Origin of the sequence: Streptosporangium sp. NPDC000509 (assembly GCF_042898365.1) — a bacterium.
Lineage (GTDB): Bacteria > Actinomycetota > Actinomycetes > Streptosporangiales > Streptosporangiaceae > Streptosporangium.
The window spans coordinates 369,204-386,117 of sequence record NZ_JBIAYX010000001.1; the positions used below are offsets into that span (position 1 = coordinate 369,204).

General features: G+C 72.3%; 13 protein-coding genes. All 13 read right to left on the reverse strand.

Features of this window, described 5'->3' with window-relative positions; all coding sequences use genetic code 11:
* Nucleotides 1–53 precede the first annotated feature (53 nt).
* Nucleotides 54–1,430 carry a cell division protein FtsZ gene (gene ftsZ / locus ACFY3D_RS01365; protein ID WP_350948104.1) on the reverse strand — a complete coding sequence of 459 codons (1,377 nt, stop codon included), beginning with the start codon at nt 1,428–1,430 and terminating at the stop codon, nt 54–56.
* 225 nt (nt 1,431–1,655) lie between these two features.
* The gene (locus tag ACFY3D_RS01370; RefSeq protein ID WP_389973413.1) at nt 1,656–2,324 is read right to left on the reverse strand and encodes a cell division protein FtsQ/DivIB; all 669 of its coding nucleotides are present in this window, start codon (nt 2,322–2,324) and stop codon (nt 1,656–1,658) included.
* 40 nt (nt 2,325–2,364) lie between these two features.
* Nucleotides 2,365–3,771 (reverse strand): UDP-N-acetylmuramate--L-alanine ligase, encoded by a 1,407-nt coding sequence (murC, locus tag ACFY3D_RS01375; protein ID WP_350948102.1) that lies wholly within the window; start codon nt 3,769–3,771, stop codon nt 2,365–2,367.
* Nucleotides 3,772–3,880: 109 nt separating this feature from the next.
* Nucleotides 3,881–4,969, reverse strand: a complete 1,089-nt coding sequence (murG, locus tag ACFY3D_RS01380) for an undecaprenyldiphospho-muramoylpentapeptide beta-N-acetylglucosaminyltransferase (RefSeq protein WP_389973416.1) — start codon at nt 4,967–4,969, stop codon at nt 3,881–3,883.
* 14 nt (nt 4,970–4,983) lie between these two features.
* Nucleotides 4,984–6,282, reverse strand: coding sequence for a putative lipid II flippase FtsW (gene ftsW, locus ACFY3D_RS01385; protein ID WP_389973418.1), 1,299 nt, complete (start codon nt 6,280–6,282; stop codon nt 4,984–4,986).
* Complete coding sequence (gene murD / locus ACFY3D_RS01390) at nt 6,279–7,682, reverse strand: UDP-N-acetylmuramoyl-L-alanine--D-glutamate ligase (protein WP_389973420.1); 1,404 nt, start codon at nt 7,680–7,682, stop codon at nt 6,279–6,281. The genes ftsW and murD overlap by 4 nt, the downstream gene beginning before the upstream one ends.
* A gap of 31 nt (nt 7,683–7,713) precedes the next feature.
* Nucleotides 7,714–8,772 (reverse strand): phospho-N-acetylmuramoyl-pentapeptide-transferase, encoded by a 1,059-nt coding sequence (mraY, locus tag ACFY3D_RS01395; RefSeq protein ID WP_350948098.1) that lies wholly within the window; start codon nt 8,770–8,772, stop codon nt 7,714–7,716.
* Nucleotides 8,769–10,289: a UDP-N-acetylmuramoyl-tripeptide--D-alanyl-D-alanine ligase gene (murF, locus tag ACFY3D_RS01400; RefSeq protein WP_389973423.1), complete on the reverse strand. Its 1,521-nt coding sequence runs from the start codon at nt 10,287–10,289 to the stop codon at nt 8,769–8,771. Before murF ends, mraY begins: the two co-directional genes overlap by 4 nt.
* Before the next feature lie 12 nt (nt 10,290–10,301).
* Complete coding sequence (locus ACFY3D_RS01405) at nt 10,302–11,846, reverse strand: UDP-N-acetylmuramoyl-L-alanyl-D-glutamate--2,6-diaminopimelate ligase (protein WP_389973426.1); 1,545 nt, start codon at nt 11,844–11,846, stop codon at nt 10,302–10,304.
* 40 nt (nt 11,847–11,886) lie between these two features.
* On the reverse strand, nt 11,887–13,674 hold the full coding sequence (locus ACFY3D_RS01410; protein ID WP_389973429.1) for a peptidoglycan D,D-transpeptidase FtsI family protein: 1,788 nt from the start codon (nt 13,672–13,674) through the stop codon (nt 11,887–11,889).
* 965 nt (nt 13,675–14,639) lie between these two features.
* Nucleotides 14,640–15,128, reverse strand: coding sequence for a hypothetical protein (locus ACFY3D_RS01415; RefSeq protein WP_362895487.1), 489 nt, complete (start codon nt 15,126–15,128; stop codon nt 14,640–14,642).
* 43 nt (nt 15,129–15,171) lie between these two features.
* Complete coding sequence (rsmH, locus tag ACFY3D_RS01420; protein ID WP_350948093.1) at nt 15,172–16,164, reverse strand: 16S rRNA (cytosine(1402)-N(4))-methyltransferase RsmH; 993 nt, start codon at nt 16,162–16,164, stop codon at nt 15,172–15,174.
* A 226-nt stretch (nt 16,165–16,390) separates the two neighbouring features.
* Nucleotides 16,391–16,822 carry a division/cell wall cluster transcriptional repressor MraZ gene (mraZ, locus tag ACFY3D_RS01425; protein ID WP_350948149.1) on the reverse strand — a complete coding sequence of 144 codons (432 nt, stop codon included), beginning with the start codon at nt 16,820–16,822 and terminating at the stop codon, nt 16,391–16,393.
* Nucleotides 16,823–16,914 lie beyond the last annotated feature (92 nt).

Sequence of the window (16,914 nt, forward strand, 5' to 3'; positions counted from 1 at the left end):
CATTCTTCCCGGCACGGCCGGGCAGGTCGTCGCCACCCCCACCGTGAGAGATGTCACTTCAGGAAGTCGGGGACGTCCAGCTCCTCTTCCTGCTCCTCGAAGATCACCGGTCGGCGCCGGGCCGGGTCGGTGGCCCTGGCGGAGATCGGCGTCGGCTGCGAGGGTTCGGGAGCCGGGCGGGGGATCGACAACGGCGGGGAGTGCGGCTCCTCCGCGCGGTGCGGCTCTGCGTGCTCCGCCGAGGGCTGCGCCTGCTGGACCGGGTAGATCTGCTGCTGGGGCGTGGGCTCCGCCGGCGCCGGCTGCGGGGTGGCGACCGGTCGCACCGGAGGGGGCGGCGCGTGCTCCACCCTCGGCTCGGGGCGGGGCTCGGCCTTGACCGTGGGCGCCAGCGGGCGGACCGGCGCCGTCGCGGCGGGCGGGGCGGGGCGGGAGACGGCCTGCGGGCGCGCGGCCGGCTGCGCGGCCTGCTTGGGCTCGGGGGCGGGCTCGTCGAAACCGGCCGCGATCACCGTGACGCGCACCTCGTCGCCGAGAGCGTCGTCGATGACCGTACCGAAGATGATGTTGGCATCCGGCGCGGCGGCGGTGGAGACGAGCTGGGCCGCCTCGTTGATCTCGAACAGGCCGAGGTCGGAGCCTCCGGCGATCGAGAGCAGCACGCCGTGCGCGCCGTCGATGCTGGCCTCCAGCAGCGGACTGGAGACGGCCATCTCGGCCGCCGCGACCGAGCGGTCGTCGCCGCGGGCGTGGCCGATGCCCATCAGGGCCGAACCGGCTCCGGACATGACCGACTTCACGTCGGCGAAGTCGAGGTTGATCAGGCCGGGCGTGGTGATCAGGTCGGTGATGCCCTGGACACCGGAGAGCAGCACCTGGTCGGCCGCCTTGAAGGCGTCGAGCACGCTCACCTGCCGGTCGGAGATCGACAGCAACCGGTCGTTCGGGATCACGATGAGGGTGTCGACCTCCTCGCGGAGGGTCTCGATGCCGGCGTCGGCCTGCATCGCCCTGCGCCGTCCCTCGAAGCTGAACGGCCGGGTCACGACACCGATGGTGAGCGCGCCCAGCGTACGGGCGATGTTGGCCACCACCGGGGCGCCGCCGGTGCCCGTGCCACCGCCCTCGCCCGCCGTGACGAAAACCATGTCGGCCCCCTTGAGGACCTCCTCGATCTCCTCGCGGTGGTCCTCGGCCGCCTTGCGCCCGACTTCGGGGTTCGCCCCCGCGCCGAGACCGCGGGTGAGCTCGCGCCCGACGTCGAGTTTGACGTCGGCGTCACTCATCAGCAGCGCCTGGGCGTCGGTATTGATGGCGATGAACTCGACGCCCTTGAGTCCCTCCTCGATCATCCGGTTGACGGCGTTGACTCCGCCTCCGCCGATTCCTACAACCTTGATGACCGCGAGGTAGTTCTGCGGTGCTGCCACGACGAGGGGCCTTTCCGCTCGTTGACTTGCAATTTCATGCGGCACGGGGCCCGTGCCGTCGTTTCCAAAACCCTCACCCTCAAGTTGAGATTTAGCTTTATGTCAACCTGAGGAGTGATACGGACAGTAGGAGTTACGCTCCTGGCGGGTCAACTAACCGCGCCGCAAGCGTGTCCAGCGTGTCGCGGGCCGTCCTTTTCCGGGAGCGCCCGCCATCCGATGAGATCACTTAACCGTCACCACGTCAGGCGAACTGACGTCATAGGTGTCGGCGGGACGCTTGAGCAGCGTAACAAGGATCCGCACCTTGTCTGCGGGGCGGTCGCCGCCACCCCACACGATCGCGCGGCCGTCCTTGAGACGCAGCGAGACCGTCTCCGCCGACGGCGCGAGAACCTCCGCGACCCGGCGGGCGAGATTCTGCGGCAGCGCGGTGATGACCTTGAGCGCCGCCGCGGTCGCGGGATCCGCCGGGCCCGGCCGAGACACCCTCAGCACGGGCAGCGCCGGGGGCGCGACGTTCCTGAGCTCGGTGACGATCCCGTGGCGGTCCATCAGCGCGGACCTGTCACCGACCGGCACCACCGCCACCGGCTCGCGCTCCACGACCTCGACGCGCAGGGTGCCCGGCCAGCCACGGCTCACCGTCACCGACTCCACCTGCGAGATCCTGCCGATCCTGCCCTCGACCTCGGCCACGTCGACGGTGGCGAGTGGCATGTCCTCGGCCACCTGCGCCGCCTGGCGGATCTGCTCGGCGGACAGGCCCGCGTTGCCCACCACCTGGATCTCCCTCACCCCGAGCACCGGGGAGAAGAACACCAGCCAGGCGGCGATGCCCACCACCCCCACGGTGAGCAGGGCCAGGAAGGCCGACCTCCACACCCCGTTCATCGCCACTCCCCCTCCGGCGACCCGCGCCCGCTGGCGTGGGTCACCGCGCGGCCAGCTCCGCCACGATCCTGGGACCGAGCTCGGTGACGTCGCCCGCTCCCATGGTCAGGACGATGTCACCGGGCCTGGCCCGCTCCGCCACCAGAGCGGGCACGCTGTCGCGGCGGGGGGCGTAGGCCACCCGCTCGGCGGGCAGCGGCACCTTCCCCGCCACCAGCGCCCCCGACACGCCCGGCTCGGGGTCCTCGCGGGCCCCGTAGACGTCCAGGACGATGGCCTCGTCGGCCAGCCCGAGCGCGGTACCGAAATCGTCGGCGAAGAACCTCGTCCGCGAGTACAGGTGCGGCTGGAAGACCGCGATGACCCTGCCGTCGCCGGAGAAGGACGCCACCACGTCCCGCGCCGCGCGCAGGTCGGCGGCGAGCTCGGTCGGATGGTGGGCGTAGCTGTCGAAGACCGCCACCCCGCCCGCCTCCCCCTTGGCCTCGAAACGGCGCTTGGCGCCGGTGAAGGCCGCCAGGCCGTCACGGATCTCGTCGAAGGAGACGCCCAGCTCTCTCGCCACCGCGATCGCGGAGGCGGCGTTGAGCGCGTTGTGGCGGCCCGGCACCGCGAGCCTGACCTCCCCGTGCCCCACGATCGTGAAGGTGATGCCCAGCCCTTCGGGGACGATCCCGTCCACCCGCAGGTCGGCGTCCTCGCTCTCGCCGTAGGTGATCACCTTCAGGCCGCGGGCGCGGGCGATCGGGATGAGCGCGGCGGAACCGGGATCGTCGGCGCACACGACCATGGTGGCGGTGACGCGCTCGACGAACCGGGCGAAGCTGTCGTGGACCGCGCGCGGGTCTCCGTAGTTGTCCAGGTGGTCGGGCTCGACGTTGGTCACCACGGCGATGTCGGGGGCGAGCATCAGGAAGGAGCCGTCGCTCTCGTCGGCCTCGGCGACGAACGTACCGCCCGAGCCCTCGTCGGCGCCCAGGCCCGTCGTCACCAGCTGCCCGCCCACGCAGTACGAGGGGTCGGCGCCGCACTTCTGCAGCGCCACGGTGAGCATCGAGGTCGTGGTGGTCTTGCCGTGGGTGCCGGCCAGCGCGACACCGGTCTTTCCCGCCATCACGGAGGCGAGCGCCGCGGCCCTGGGGATGACCCGCAGGCCCTGGCGGAGCGCCTCGCCCAGCTCGGGGTTGGAGTCGCGGATCGCGGTGGAGACCACGACGGTGTCGACGTTCTTGATGTGGGAGGCGGCGTGGCCGATGTGGACCCTCGCCCCCAGATCGCGCAGCTCCGTCACCAGGTCCGAGCCCCGCGCGTCACTGCCGGAGACCGGCACTCCCCGCTTGAGCAGGATGCGCGCGATCCCGGACATCCCGGAACCGCCGATCCCGATGAAGTGGACCCGTCCCAGATCGCCGGCCGCGACCGGATCCACCAGCTTGACCAGGCTCATCGGCCGCTCACCCCTCCTCGTTCGCCGCGCGGGCGCGTCCGCGCCCCTCCGGCCGTCGTTCGTCTCCGGCGGTCTCGCGCCCGCCGCCCCGGCTCCCCTGCGCGCCCATTCAGCCTCTCCCCTGCGCCGCGATCCGCAGCACCTTGCGTGCCAGCGTCACGTCGGCGTCCTTCCTGCCCATCCTGGCGGCCGCCTCGGACATGGTGACCACGCGCTCGGGGTCGGACAGGATGGGCAGCACGCTCTGGACGATCCACTCCGCCGACAGCTCGGCGTCGTCGATCATCACACCGCCGCCGCCCCGCACGATCGGGGTGGCGTTGAGCCGCTGCTCACCGTTGCCGTGCGGCAGCGGGATGTAGGCGGCCGGCAGGCCCACGGCCGTCAGTTCGGCGCAGGTCATCGCGCCGCTGCGGCACAGGGCGAAGTCGGCCGCCGCGTAGGCGAGGTCCATCCGGTCGACGTACTGCAGCACGACGTACTGGGGGTCGCCCGGCGGCGGCTCCTCCTCCAGCGTGTTCTTCGGGCCGATGACGTGCAGCACCTGCACCCCGGCCCTGCGCAGCGCCGGGGCGGCCGCCAGGGCCGCCCTGTTGAGCGAGCGTGCCCCCTGGGAACCCCCGGTGACCAGCAGCGTGGGCAGGTCGGCCTCCAGGCCGAACCAGGACCGGGCCTTGTCGCCCATGGACAACCGGTCCAGGTTGACGATCTCGCGGCGGAGCGGGATCCCGATGTGCTCGGCGCGGCCCAGGGGGGTGTCCGGATGGCCGGTGAACACGTGCTCGGTGAGGCGCGCGCCCAGCCGGTTGGCCAGGCCGGGGCGCGGGTTGGCCTCGTGGACCACGATCGGCACGTTGCGCCGCCGCGCCGCCAGGTAGGCGGGGGTCGCCACGTAACCGCCGAAGCCGACCAGGACGTCGGCCTGGACGCGGTCCATGATGCCGGCGGCCGCGTTGACGGCACCCGCCAGGCGGCCCGGCACGCTCAGCAGCTGGGGCGTCAGGGACCGGGGCAGCGGCACCGCGGGCACCAGTTGCAGCTCGTATCCCCGGGCGGGCACCAGCCTGGTCTCCAGGCCGCGCTCGGTGCCGAGGCAGGTGATCCCGATGTTCGGGTCGAGCCGGCGCAACGCGTCGGCCAGGGCGAGCGCCGGTTCGATATGACCGGCCGTCCCGCCGCCGGCGAGGACCACCCTCATTTCGGTCCTTTCGCTTATCGTCTTCCGCGGCCCGGCCGTCGTTTCCTGGCCGGACCACCCAGGCCAAGCCAGCTTAGGCCCCGCGCCACCGGTCCGGGGCCATGGGCCGCCAGCGCCTCGCGGGCGCCGGGTTCCTGCTTGGCGAACGACAGGAGCATGCCCAGGGCGGCGAGGGTGGGCAGCAGGGCCGATCCACCGTAGGAGACCAGCGGCAACGGGATGCCGGTGATGGGCAGCACGCCGATGACCGCGCCGATGTTGACGAGCGCCTGACCCACGATCCAGGCGACCGCGGCGGCGGAGGCGAGCCTGATGAACGGGTCCTTGACCCGGGTGGCGACCCGCAGCCCCGCGTAGCCCAGCAGCCCGAACAGGGCCACCGCGACGAGCGTGCCCATCAGGCCGAGCTCCTCGCCGAGGATGGAGAAGATGAAGTCGCTCTCGGCGTGCGGGATCCAGCTCCACTTCTGCCTGCTGGACCCCAGCCCCAGCCCGAACCAGCCGCCGCTGCCGATCGCGATCTGTCCCTGTACGGCCTGGAAGCCCGCCCCCTGGGCGTTGCCCCACGGGTCGAGCCACCCGGCGATCCGCGCCGAGCGGTAGCCCTCGGTGCTGATCATGACGATGGTCGCGAGCGCCGTCACCCCGAGGATCCCGCCGAACAGCTTCAGCGGCGCCCCCACCACCCACAGCAGCGACAGGAAGATGAGCATCAGCACCAGCGTGGTGCCGAGGTCGCTGCCCAGCATGACCAGGACGGCCAGGATGGCGGTGCCCGGCATCAGCGGGATGAACAGGCTGCGCCACTCGATCATGCCGTTGCGCGCCTTGCGGGCCAGCAGGTCGGCCCCCCAGAGCATCAGCCCGAGCTTGGCGGGCTCGGACGGCTGCAGGTAGACGGGGCCGAGGTCGATCCAGCGCTGGGCGCCGAGCTGGGAGGTGCCGACGAACAGCACCAGCACCAGCCCGAGGATCGCCAGCGCCATCAGCGGGTATCCGGCGAGCCTGAAGAACCTCGGCGGCAGCTGCGCGCAGATCCACATCAGCGGGAGGCCGAGCCCGACCGAGATCGACTGCTTGAAGAACCAGTAGAAGGGATCGCCCGTCTTCTGCAGCGCCTCGATGCTGGAGGCCGAGAGCACCATCATCAGGCCGAGGACGAGCAGCAGGCCGCTGCACCCCAGGATCAGGTAGTACGAGGTCAGCGGCCGGTTGAGCAGCTCACGGAAGGCGGTCAGGTGCTCGCGGAACCCTTCGGGGCGCCCGGGGGCGCCCTGGCGGGCGGGCGCGCCCTCCTGGGTGGTCGCGCTCACGCCGCTCCCCCGTCGTGCCCCTCGGCGAGACGGTGCACGGCCCGGGCGAACGCCTCCCCTCGGGCGGGGTAACCGGCGAACATGTCCAGAGACGCGCCGGCCGGGGCCAGCAGCACGGTGTCTCCGGGGGCGGCGAGCCTGGCGGCTTCGGTGACGACACGGTCCATGACCCCAGTGTCTTGCCCCGCCACCTCCACCACGGGAACATTCCCGGCGTGTCGCGCCAGAGCCTCGCGAATTCGCTCGCGGTCGGCGCCCAGGAGCACCGCGCCGCGCAGCCTGGGCGCGGCCCGGCGTACCAGCTCGCCGACGTCGGCCCCTTTCAGCTGCCCTCCGGCGACCCAGACGATCGACGGGTAGGCGGCCAGCGAGGCGGCGGCGGCGTGCGGGTTGGTGGCCTTGGAGTCGTCCACGTAGTCGACCTCGGCGACCCTGGCCACGTGCGCGATCCTGTGGGGGTCGGGAACGAAGGCGAGCAGTCCCTCGCGGACGGCGGCGGCGGGCACCCCGTAGGCCCTGGCGAGGGCCGCGGCGGCGAGCGCGTTCGCCACGTTGTGCGGCGCGAACGGGCGGATGTCGGCGAACGAGGCGAGCTCCTCGGCGCTGCTCACCGGGTCGGCCACGAACGCCCGGTCCACCAGCAGGTCCTCGACCACGCCGAGCTGGCCGGGCCGGGGCACCTTGAGGGTGAAGCCCACGCTCCGCGCCGTGGCGCCGTGCCCGGCCGCGCTCTCGTACGGCGCGGCGAGACGGGCCGCCCACTCGTCGTCGGCGTTGTACACGACCGTCCCGGCCCTGGCGAAGATCTCCCCCTTGACGCGGGCGTACTCCTCCATGGAGCCGTGCCAGTCGAGGTGGTCGGGCGCCACGTTGAGCACCGCGGCCGCGTACGGGGCGATGCTGGGCGAGCGGTGCAGCTGGAAGCTGGAGAGTTCCACCGCCAGCACGTCGCCGGGACCGGCGACGGCCTCCACCACCGGGGTGCCGACGTTGCCGACGGCGAGCGCCCGGTGGCCCGCGGCGAGGAGCATCGCGGTGAGCATGCGCACCGCGGTGGTCTTGCCGTTGGTGCCGGTCAGCGCCAGCCAGGGGGCGGCGCCCTCGCCTCGGAGCCGCCAGGCCAGCTCGACCTCGCCGATCACCTCGATCCCGGCCGCCGCGGCGGCGGCGAGCAGCGGGTGGTGCGGCGGCCAGCCGGTGGTGACGATGAGGGAGGTGCCCTCGGGAGGCTCGGCGGGTTCGCCGAAGCGCACCTCGACGCCGAGCGCGGTCAGCTCCCCCGCGACCGCCCTGGCCCGCTCGCCGTCCCTGCCCTCCAGGACGACCACCTTCTCGCCGCGACCGGCCATCGCGCGGGCCACGGCGGTGCCGGAGACCCCCAGCCCCGCGACGCAGATCACACGTCCTCCCCGGCCACGCTCGTCCGTACGCTCACAGCCTGGGCATCCATTCCACGTAGAAGATCCCCAGCCCGGCGGCGGAGCACAGGGCGGCGATCAGCCAGAAGCGGACCACGATGGTCGTCTCGGCCCAGCCCTTCAACTCGAAGTGGTGCTGGAGCGGCGCCATCCTGAAGACCCGTTTCCCGGTCATCTTGAAGAAGCCGACCTGGATGATCACCGACATGGTGATGAGCACGCACATCCCGGCGAGGATGATCAGCAGCAGCTGGGTCCTGGTGGTGATGGCCAGACCGGCGATCACGCCGCCCAGGGCGAGCGAACCGGTGTCGCCCATGAAGATCTTCGCGGGCGGCGCGTTCCACCACAGGAACCCGACCAGCGCGCCGAGCACCGCGGCGGCGACCACCGCCAGGTCCAGCGGGTCACGGACCCAGTAGCAGTTGGGTCCGAGCTGGCTGGTGCAGCTGTTGCGCAGCTGCCAGTTGCCGATCAGCACGTACGAGGCGAGCACCACGCCGGTGGCGCCGCTGGCGAGGCCGTCGAGACCGTCGGTGAGGTTCACCGCGTTGGAGAAGCCGACGATCATGATCAGCACCCAGATGGTGAAGCCGATGAGGCCGATGGAGGGGCCGAAGTCCCTCAGGAACGACAGGCGCGTCTCGGCCGGGGTGATCTGGTAGGAGTTGGGGAAACGGGTCACCAGGACCGCGAAGACCGCGCCCACGATGAGCTGGCCCAGCGCCTTGGCGCCGCTTCGCAGACCGAGGCTGCGCTGCTTGTAGATCTTGATGAAGTCGTCGAGGAAGCCGACCGCGCCCAGTCCCGTCATCAGGAACAGCACGAGGACGGCGGAGACCGTGGGGGGCGTGAAGCTGTACAGGTGGGCGCAGGCGAAGCCGACCAGCGCGGCGATCACGATCACGGTGCCGCCCATGGTGGGGGTGCCGCGCTTGTCGTGGTGGCCGGAGGGTCCCTCCTCCCGGATGCTCTGCCCGTAGCCGCGCCGGGAGAACAGGCGGATCGCCAGCGGCGTGCCCAGCATGGACAGCAGCAGGCTGACCGCCGCCGCGACGAGGATCTCCCTCATCGGCGGTCACCCCCGAGCAGCGCCGCGGCCACGCGTTCGAGGCCCGCGGCGCGCGGTCCCTTGATCAGTACGACGTCGCCGGGGGCGAGCAGTGCCGACAGCTCCGCGCCCGCCTGGGCCGCGTCGGCGGCGTGCGAGATCCGGATGGCGCCGGCGGCGGCATCGGGCTCGGCGGTCTCGCTGAACGCGGAGAGAGGCGAGAGCGCGCCGTCGCCCGGTGGTCCCCCCGCCCCGTGCGGCGCCGCTCCCGCGTGCGCGACGACGCCGACGCTCTCCCGCGCGGCCCGTACGGCGGCCTCCGCCCCTGCCAGGACCGGATCCGCGTCGGGGCCGACGACGAACAGGCCCGCCAGGCCCGCGCCCCCGGCCAGACGTCCCAGCCCCTCGTTGAGCGCGGCGCTCTCGTCACCGAGCTCGCGCAGGGCGGCGATGACCGCGAAGCGGCGGCGGCCGCCCGCGAGCACGTCCAGAGTGCCGAAGGCGGCCCGCATGGAGTCGGGGTTGGCGTTGTAGGCGTCGTTGATCACGGTGACGCCGTCCGCGCGGTCGGTGACCTCCATCCGCCAGCGGCTGCGGGGCTCGGCCTCGGACAGCTCCTCGGCGATGGTGGCGACCGGCAGGCCCAGCTCGTAGGCGGCCGCCGCGGCGGCGAGCGCGTTCTCCACCGCGTGCTCGCCGTACAGGCGCAGGCCGACCGGGGCGGCACCCGAGGGGGTGCGCAGCGTGAAGGAGGCGCGACCGCGCTCGTCGACGGTCACGTTCTCGGCCCGTACGGTCGCGTCCTCGCCCCGGCCGTACCAGGTGACGCGGGCACCGGTGCGCCCGGCCATCGCGGCCACCAGCGGGTCGTCGGCGTTGAGCACGGCCACCCCGTCGGCGGGCAGCGCCTCGACCAGCTCGCCCTTCGCCCTCGCGATCTCCTCCTTGCCGCCGAAGACGCCCAGGTGGGCGGTGCCGACGTTGAGGACCACGCCGATCCTCGGCGGGGCGACGCGGGTCAGGTGGGCGATGTGCCCCGCGTTCCTCGCGCCGAGTTCCAGCACCAGGTAGCGGGTGTCCTCGCTGGACTTCAGCACGGTCAGCGGGTGGCCGATCTCGTTGTTGAACGAGCCGGCCGTGGCGACCGTCGGGCCGATCCTCGCGGTGAGCCTGGCGAGCAGGTCCTTGGTGGTGGTCTTGCCCGCGGAGCCGGTGATGCCGATGACCGTGGTCGCCGGCAGTGCCGCGCAGACGGCGGTGGCCAGGCCCGTCATGGCGGCCACGGTGTCGCCGACGATGACGGCGGGGGCGTCGACCGGCCGGGCGGCGAGCACGGCGACCGCCCCGGCCGCGACGGCCTGGGCCGCGAAGTCGTGCCCGTCGACCCGTTCGCCCTTGATCGCGACGAACAGCGACCCCGGTTCGACGGCGCGGGAGTCGGTGACGACCGGGCCGCGCACCACCGCGCGTGGGTCGGCCATGCCCGCGAGGGCCCCCGAGGTGATCTCGGCGATCCTGGCCAGCGGCAACGGGATCATGATGCGTCTTCCCTACTCTCCATACATGCTTCGGCGCCCGGTGCGGTTCCTGCGCCTGACGATCGCGTCGGCCACGACCTGCCTGTCGTCGAAAGGAAGCACCTGGTCGCCGACGTACTGGCCCTGCTCGTGGCCCTTGCCGGCCACGACGACGACGTCACCGAGACCCGCCCGGCCGATGGCCAGGTCGATGGCCGCGGCGCGGTCCGGCTCAATGATCACATGCGCGCGCCCGTCCTGGGGCACACCGAGAACTCCGTCCATCATCTCCGCGAGGATCCGCAGGGGATCCTCGGAGCGGGGGTTGTCGCTGGTGAGAATAGCCACATCTGCCAACCTTGCGGCGGCTTCTCCCATCATTGGGCGTTTACTGCGGTCACGGTCGCCCCCGCAGCCGAGCACGACGATGAGTTCGCCCTCGGTGACCTCGCGCAGCGAGCGCAGGACCGCCTCGACCGCGCCGGGCTTGTGCGAGTAGTCGACGATGGCCTGGAAGTCCTCGCCGCCGGGAACCCGCTCCATCCGGCCCGGAACCCCCGTCAGCGTACCGACACCCGTCACCGCGGCCCGCAGCGGCACACCCGCCTCCACCAGCGCGACGATCGCGCCCAGAGCGTTGGACACGTTGAAGGGCCCCGGCAGGGCGACCGAGGCGGCCTCCTCGACGCCTCCCGGCCCCACGACCGTGAAGGTGCTGCCCTCGGGGCCCAGCCGCACACCGGTGGCCCGCCAGTCGGCCTCCAGGGCGCCCTCGGCGGAGAAGGTGGTCATCGGGATCTTCGCGAAGCCCGCGAGCTCACGCCCGTGCGGATCGTCGAGGTTGACGACCCCCACGCGGCTCATCTCGGGGGTGAACAACCTGGCCTTCGCCGCGAAGTAGTCGTCGAGGTCACGGTGGAAGTCGAGGTGGTCCTGGGACAGGTTGGTGAACAGCGCCACGTCGTAGAACACCCCGTCGACCCGGCCGAGTGCCAGGGCGTGGCTGGAGACCTCCATCGCCGCGGCGGTGACGCCCCGCTCGCGCATCAGGGCGAACAGGCTCTGCAGGTCGCTCGCCTCGGGCGTGGTGAGCTTCGGCGCGAAGCGCAGCTCACCGACGTGGATCTCCACCCCCCCGATGAGCCCGGGACTGTGCCCGGCGGCCCGCAGCCCGGCCTCCAGCATGAAGGTGACCGTGGACTTGCCGCTGGTGCCGGTGACTCCGACGACCATGACGTCCGCCACGGGATTGCCGTACACCCAGGCGGAGACCTGCCCGAGCAGGGCCCGCGGATCGGGCACGACGAGGACCGGGAGGCCGGTCGCGACCGCGGCCTCCCTTCCCGCCTCGTCGGTCAGGATCGCGCTGGCACCCGCGGCGAGGGCCTGGGCGGAGAAGTCGGCCCCGTGGACCGAGGCCCCCGGGAGCGCGACGTAGAGATCTCCCCGGCACACCTGGCGCGAGTCGATGGTGATCCCGGACACCGCGGCAAGCGGGGCTCGCGACGTGCCCGAGGGCGCGCCGATGAGGCTCGCCAGCCCCGAGAGCGGACGGGGTGAACTGGTTGAGGGTCGCATTGACGACGGGGGACGCACGGCGAGAGCGTACCTTCACTCGTCACTCTCCGGCGCGTATCCGCACCGGGGACGGCTTGGTTCCGGTCGGCGGGATCTTCCCGCTCTTCAACGCGAACGTCATCACCTTCTTGAAGACCGGCGCGGCGATCTCCCCACCGTAATGGCCCTCCTTGGGGTCCTGGAGGACCGCCAGGACGACGAGGCGGGGCTTGTCCGCGGGAGCGAAACCAACAAAAGTCGCGGTATAACCGCAATAACCCTGACATCTGGTGTCGTAGCGCATCGCGGTCCCCGTCTTGCCCGCCACCCGGTAACCGTCGATCGCGGCGAGGTTGCCGGTGCCCTCCTCGCTCACGGCGGCCTCCAGCATGGTCGCGATCTCCCGCGCCGTACGCTCGCCGACCACCCGGGTCTGCTTGCCCGGCGGCGACGGCGTGAACACGCCGTTCTCCCCGGTGGTGCCGGCCACGATCCGCGGGGTGACACGCACCCCGCCGTTGGCGATGGTCTGGTACACGCTCGCCGTCTGCAGCGCCGTCACCGAGACCCCCTGGCCGTACGCGATCGTGCAGCGCTGGCTACCCGACCAGCTCTTCCAGTCGGGCAGGAGCCCGGCCTCCTCGCCCGGCAACTCCGAGCCCGGCTTCGTGCCGAACCCGAAGCGCTGGAGCATCGAGTGGAGCTTCTCGTCGCCGATCTTCTGGGTGGCGAGGATCGTGCCCACGTTGCTGGAGGTCGCCACGATGCCCGAGAAGGTCAGGCGCTCGGTGGGATGCGGGTGGGAGTCCTTCAGCACCTGGTCGGCGCACCTGATCCGGTCGGCGACCGTGAACACGGTCTCCGGCCGCACGGCACCCGACTCCAGGGCCGCCGCCGCGGTGATGACCTTGTTGGTGCTGCCCGGCTCGAACACGTCCGTGACCGACCGGTTGACCCGGTCGGCACCGGGAGAGTTCATCCAGTTCTTCAGGTCGAGCTCGGGCGCGTTGGCCATGGCGATCACCTTGCCGGTCCGCGTGTCCAGCACGATCGCGCTGCCGGTGCGCGCCCCGGTCGCCTTGACCTGCTCGGCGATCGCCTTCTGCGCGGCCCACTGGACGTCGCGGTCGATGGTCAGACGCACGTCCCTGCCCTCGACGGGCGCCCGGACGGTGCTGCGGGTCATCGGGATGCGCTGCCCCCTGGCACCCGTCTCGATGATCTGCTCGCCGTCGCGGCCCGCGAGCAGCTTGTCGTAGGTGCTCTCCAGCCCGGCCAGCCCGGTGCCGTCGGTGCCGACGAAGCCCAGCAGGGTGCCCGCCAGGTCGCCGCCGGGGTAGTCACGCCGGTAACGGTGCTTGCTGCCGACGCCCTTGAGGTCCTGCGCCATGATCCGCTGGGCGAGCGGCGGGTCGACGGCCGCGGCGAGCTGCTGGTAGTGGCTGGTGCTCTGGGCCAGCTTGGCGGCGATCGACTCCTTGGGCGTGCCCAGCTCCTTGGCCAGGATCGTGGCCACCCGGTCACGCTGGCCGGCGGAGACCTGGGAGGGGTCCACGAAGATCTCGCGAGCCTCCAGGGTGAGCGCGAGCTCGTGACCGTTCACGTCGGTGATCGACCCTCGCCTCGCGGGCAGCTTCTCGCCCTGGACGCGCTGCTTGGCCGCCTCCGCGGTGTAGACCTTCGAGTCGAGGCCCTGGAGCTGGATGAGCCGCCCCGCGAAGATGGACAGCACGAAGGTCATCGCCATCAGGCCGATACCGATGCGCCTGCGGGGGTTGCCCAGGCGCAGCACCGCCGACGGGCGCGCCGGCGGCCGCGGCGGCCTGCCACCGCCGCCGCGTGTGGTCATGCGGGTGTGCTCGTGATCCCCCGGTCGCTCGCCCCCGCGCCTCGGCGCGGACCGCACCCAGCCCAGCGGGTCCGGCGGTCCTTCCGCCCGTGAGGACCGCACCGGCCCACGCGGGGCCTCGGATCCCGAGGACCTGCGCGGGTCCTCGGGCCCCGAGGACCTGCGTGGGGCCCCGGATCCCGGCGGCCTGCCGGGGCGGGGGGCGGAGGTCCTGCCCGGCGCCTCGGGGCGGCCGGATCCACCGGAAGCCCTCGGGGCTCCGGAGACACCGGGAACGCCGGGGACACCACGGATGCCGGGGGCGCCGGGGGCGCCGCTTTTGCCGTCCGGTCGTCTTTGCCGACCCGAGCCGTCGGAAGCGGGCGGCCGTGCGCCGGAACCGGTCCTGCCGGTGGAAGCGGGCCTGCCCGGGGCTCCCGGCCTGCCGGACGCGCCGGCGGCCGACGGCCTCGCCGGGGAGCCCGGCCTGCCGCCCCTGGCCGGTTTACCGGATTTTCCGGAACCTTCCTGTGCCTGTGACCCGCCGGACGAGCCTGCCCTGCCGGAGGCACCGGAAGAACCCGCACGGCCGGAGGCACCGGAGGAGCCCGCACGACCGGAGCTCCCGGCGGAGCCCCCGCGCCCCGAGCCACCGGAGGACCCCGTACGGCCCGAACCGGCAGGGGAGCCCGCACGGCCGGAACTTCCGGAGGAACCCGTACGGCCCGAACCGCCTGCCCCCTGCCTACCCGAGGCCGGAGGCCTGCGCGGGGGGGCCGGCTCCCGGGGGCTGTCGGGAACGCCGGGAGCGCCGGACGGCCCGGCGTCGCCGGAACCGGGCCTGCGCGGCTTACCGGAGGCGTCCGGGGAACCGCCCGGTCTGGCCGCGCGGCCGGGACCGCCGGGAGAACGGCGGCCCGCCCCTCCCGCCGGTCCTCCCCCGGAGCCCCCGCGGCCCTGCCCGGAACCGGGCCCCCCGGTCTCCCTCACCGGCCCGTGCCCGGCACTCGCTCCTGCCCCGCGGGCTTGGTGGCGTCGTCGGCGCCCCCGACGGCGGGCTTGTCGGGGTCGATGACGCGCGCGGTGTCCCAGTCGGGACCCAGGCCCTGGAGTTCGTTGTTCCTCGCCACCGCTTCCGGCATCTCCTGCCGCATGATCGCGCTCTGCTTGCTCTCCTTCGCGATGCGCAGGTCACTGATCTCCTTGCGCAGCCCGTTGGCCCTGAAGGAGTCCTGGGCGAGCACGGCGTTCAGCAGCAGCAGGCTGATCAGCCCGCCGCAGAGCAGGCCGACCACGAGCAGCAGGAAAGGAGTCCTCGGCGGCCTGGCGCGACGGGCCGCCGGGGGCCCTGAGGCACCTGGAGCCCCGAGAGCCACGGCCTTGACCTGCTTGCCCTGCGCGGCCGGAGCGGTGGCTGGCGCAGGCCTGGCCGGCTTGGTCCCGTACCCCTGCGGCACCGCGCGGGGGACGCGCACGGGGCGTGCGCCGCGGCTGGGCGCGGCGCGTCGGACGTCTGTCTCACTCCTCGTCAACTGCCTCACGGATCCTCTCTGCCGCCCGACACCGGGCGGAGGCCGCCCGCGGGTTGCGGGCCACCTCCTCTTCGCTCGGAAGCTCGGCTCCCCTTGTCAGGAGCGCGAACCGCGGCTGGTGAGCCGGCAGCGGGACGGGGAGGCCGACAGGGCCGGTGTCCCTGGTCCGCGCGGTGATGACCTGCTTCGTCAGCCGGTCCTCAAGGGAGTGGTACGCGAGCACGACGACGCGCCCGCCCAGCGTCAATGCGTCGAGCGCGGCCGGGAGCGCGCGTTCCAGTGCTGTCAACTCCGCGTTCACCTCGATCCGCAACGCCTGGAAAGTCCTTTTGGCGGGGTTGCCCCCGGTCCTGCGGGTAGCGGCCGGGATCGCCGTTCTGACGATCTCCGCAAGCCGCTTGGTAGACGTTATGGCCTCTCTGGCCCTTTCCTTGATGATTAAGTGCGCGACACGCGGGGCGAATCGTTCTTCTCCGTAATCCCGCAGGATCCGGATCAGCTCGGCGGCCGGGTAGGTGTTGACCACGACCTCGGCCGTCAGCTCCTCGTCGCGGTCCATCCGCATGTCCAGCGGCGCGTCGTAGGAGTAGGCGAAACCGCGTTCGGCCTCGTCCAGCTGCGGGGAGGAGACGCCCAGGTCGAACAGCGCGGCGTCGACGCGGGGACGGCCCAGCTCGGCCAGCACCTCGGGAAGCTCGTCGGAGACCGCGCGGACCAGCGTGATCCGCTCGGCGTACGGGGCGAGCCTGGTGGTGGAGCGCTCGATGGCGGTGGGGTCGCGGTCGATCCCGATCAGGTGGAGCGAGGGATGCGCGGCCAGCAGGGCCTCGGCGTGACCGCCGAGGCCGAGGTTGGCGTCGACGAGCACGGGGGCGGGGCGGGCCAGCGCCGGAGCGAGCAACTCCAGCACCCGGTCGAGCATGACGGGGACGTGACCCCCGGCCGTCTGGAGATCATGGTTGTGGTTCTCGGCGCGCATGAAGCGCAACCCCCCTCTTTCCCGCCTCGTCCCGTGGACGCGCGGCGGACGCTCACCGGTGTCTTGAAAACAGGCCCCCACCCCCGGGGCCGTCCGGCCAGGTCCCCATCCGCACCCGCGTGTCCACCCGTCACCTGACACCGGGGAAGGTGCATCAGCTGACGGACAGGTGGTTGCGGGTGGAGACCTCGCCGAACGACGTTTTACCGATGAGTCGACCGTGGAATCACAGAATCCCTGGCAGCACCTCCTCCGACAGATCGGCGAAAGCCTGCTCTTGGTCGGCCAGATAGGCGCTCCAGGCGTCCGCGGCCCAGATCTCCAACCGGGTGTTGGCTCCGATGACCACGCAGTCGCGGCGCAGGCTGGCGTACTCGCGCAGAGGTTGCGGAACGGTGATCCGGCCCTGCTTGTCGGCGACCTCGTCGGATGCGCTGGCGAAGAGGACGCGGCTGTAGTCGCGGACCGCCTTGGCGGTCACCGGCGCGGTGCGCAGAGCCTCGGTTATGCGCTGGAACTCCTCTACGGGAAAGACGTAGAGGCAGCGCTCCTGGCCTTTGGTGATCACCAGACCCTCCGCCAGCTCCTCGCGGTACTTCGCCGGCAGGAACAGCCGTCCCTTGTCATCAAGACGTGGGTGGTGGGTGCCGAGGAACACCGGCCTCACCTCCCGTGCCCAGCGGAGCGCCAGGCGTCGCCGCCCTGCCCTCCACTGCGCACCACCATACTCCACTTCTCTCCACCGTCAAC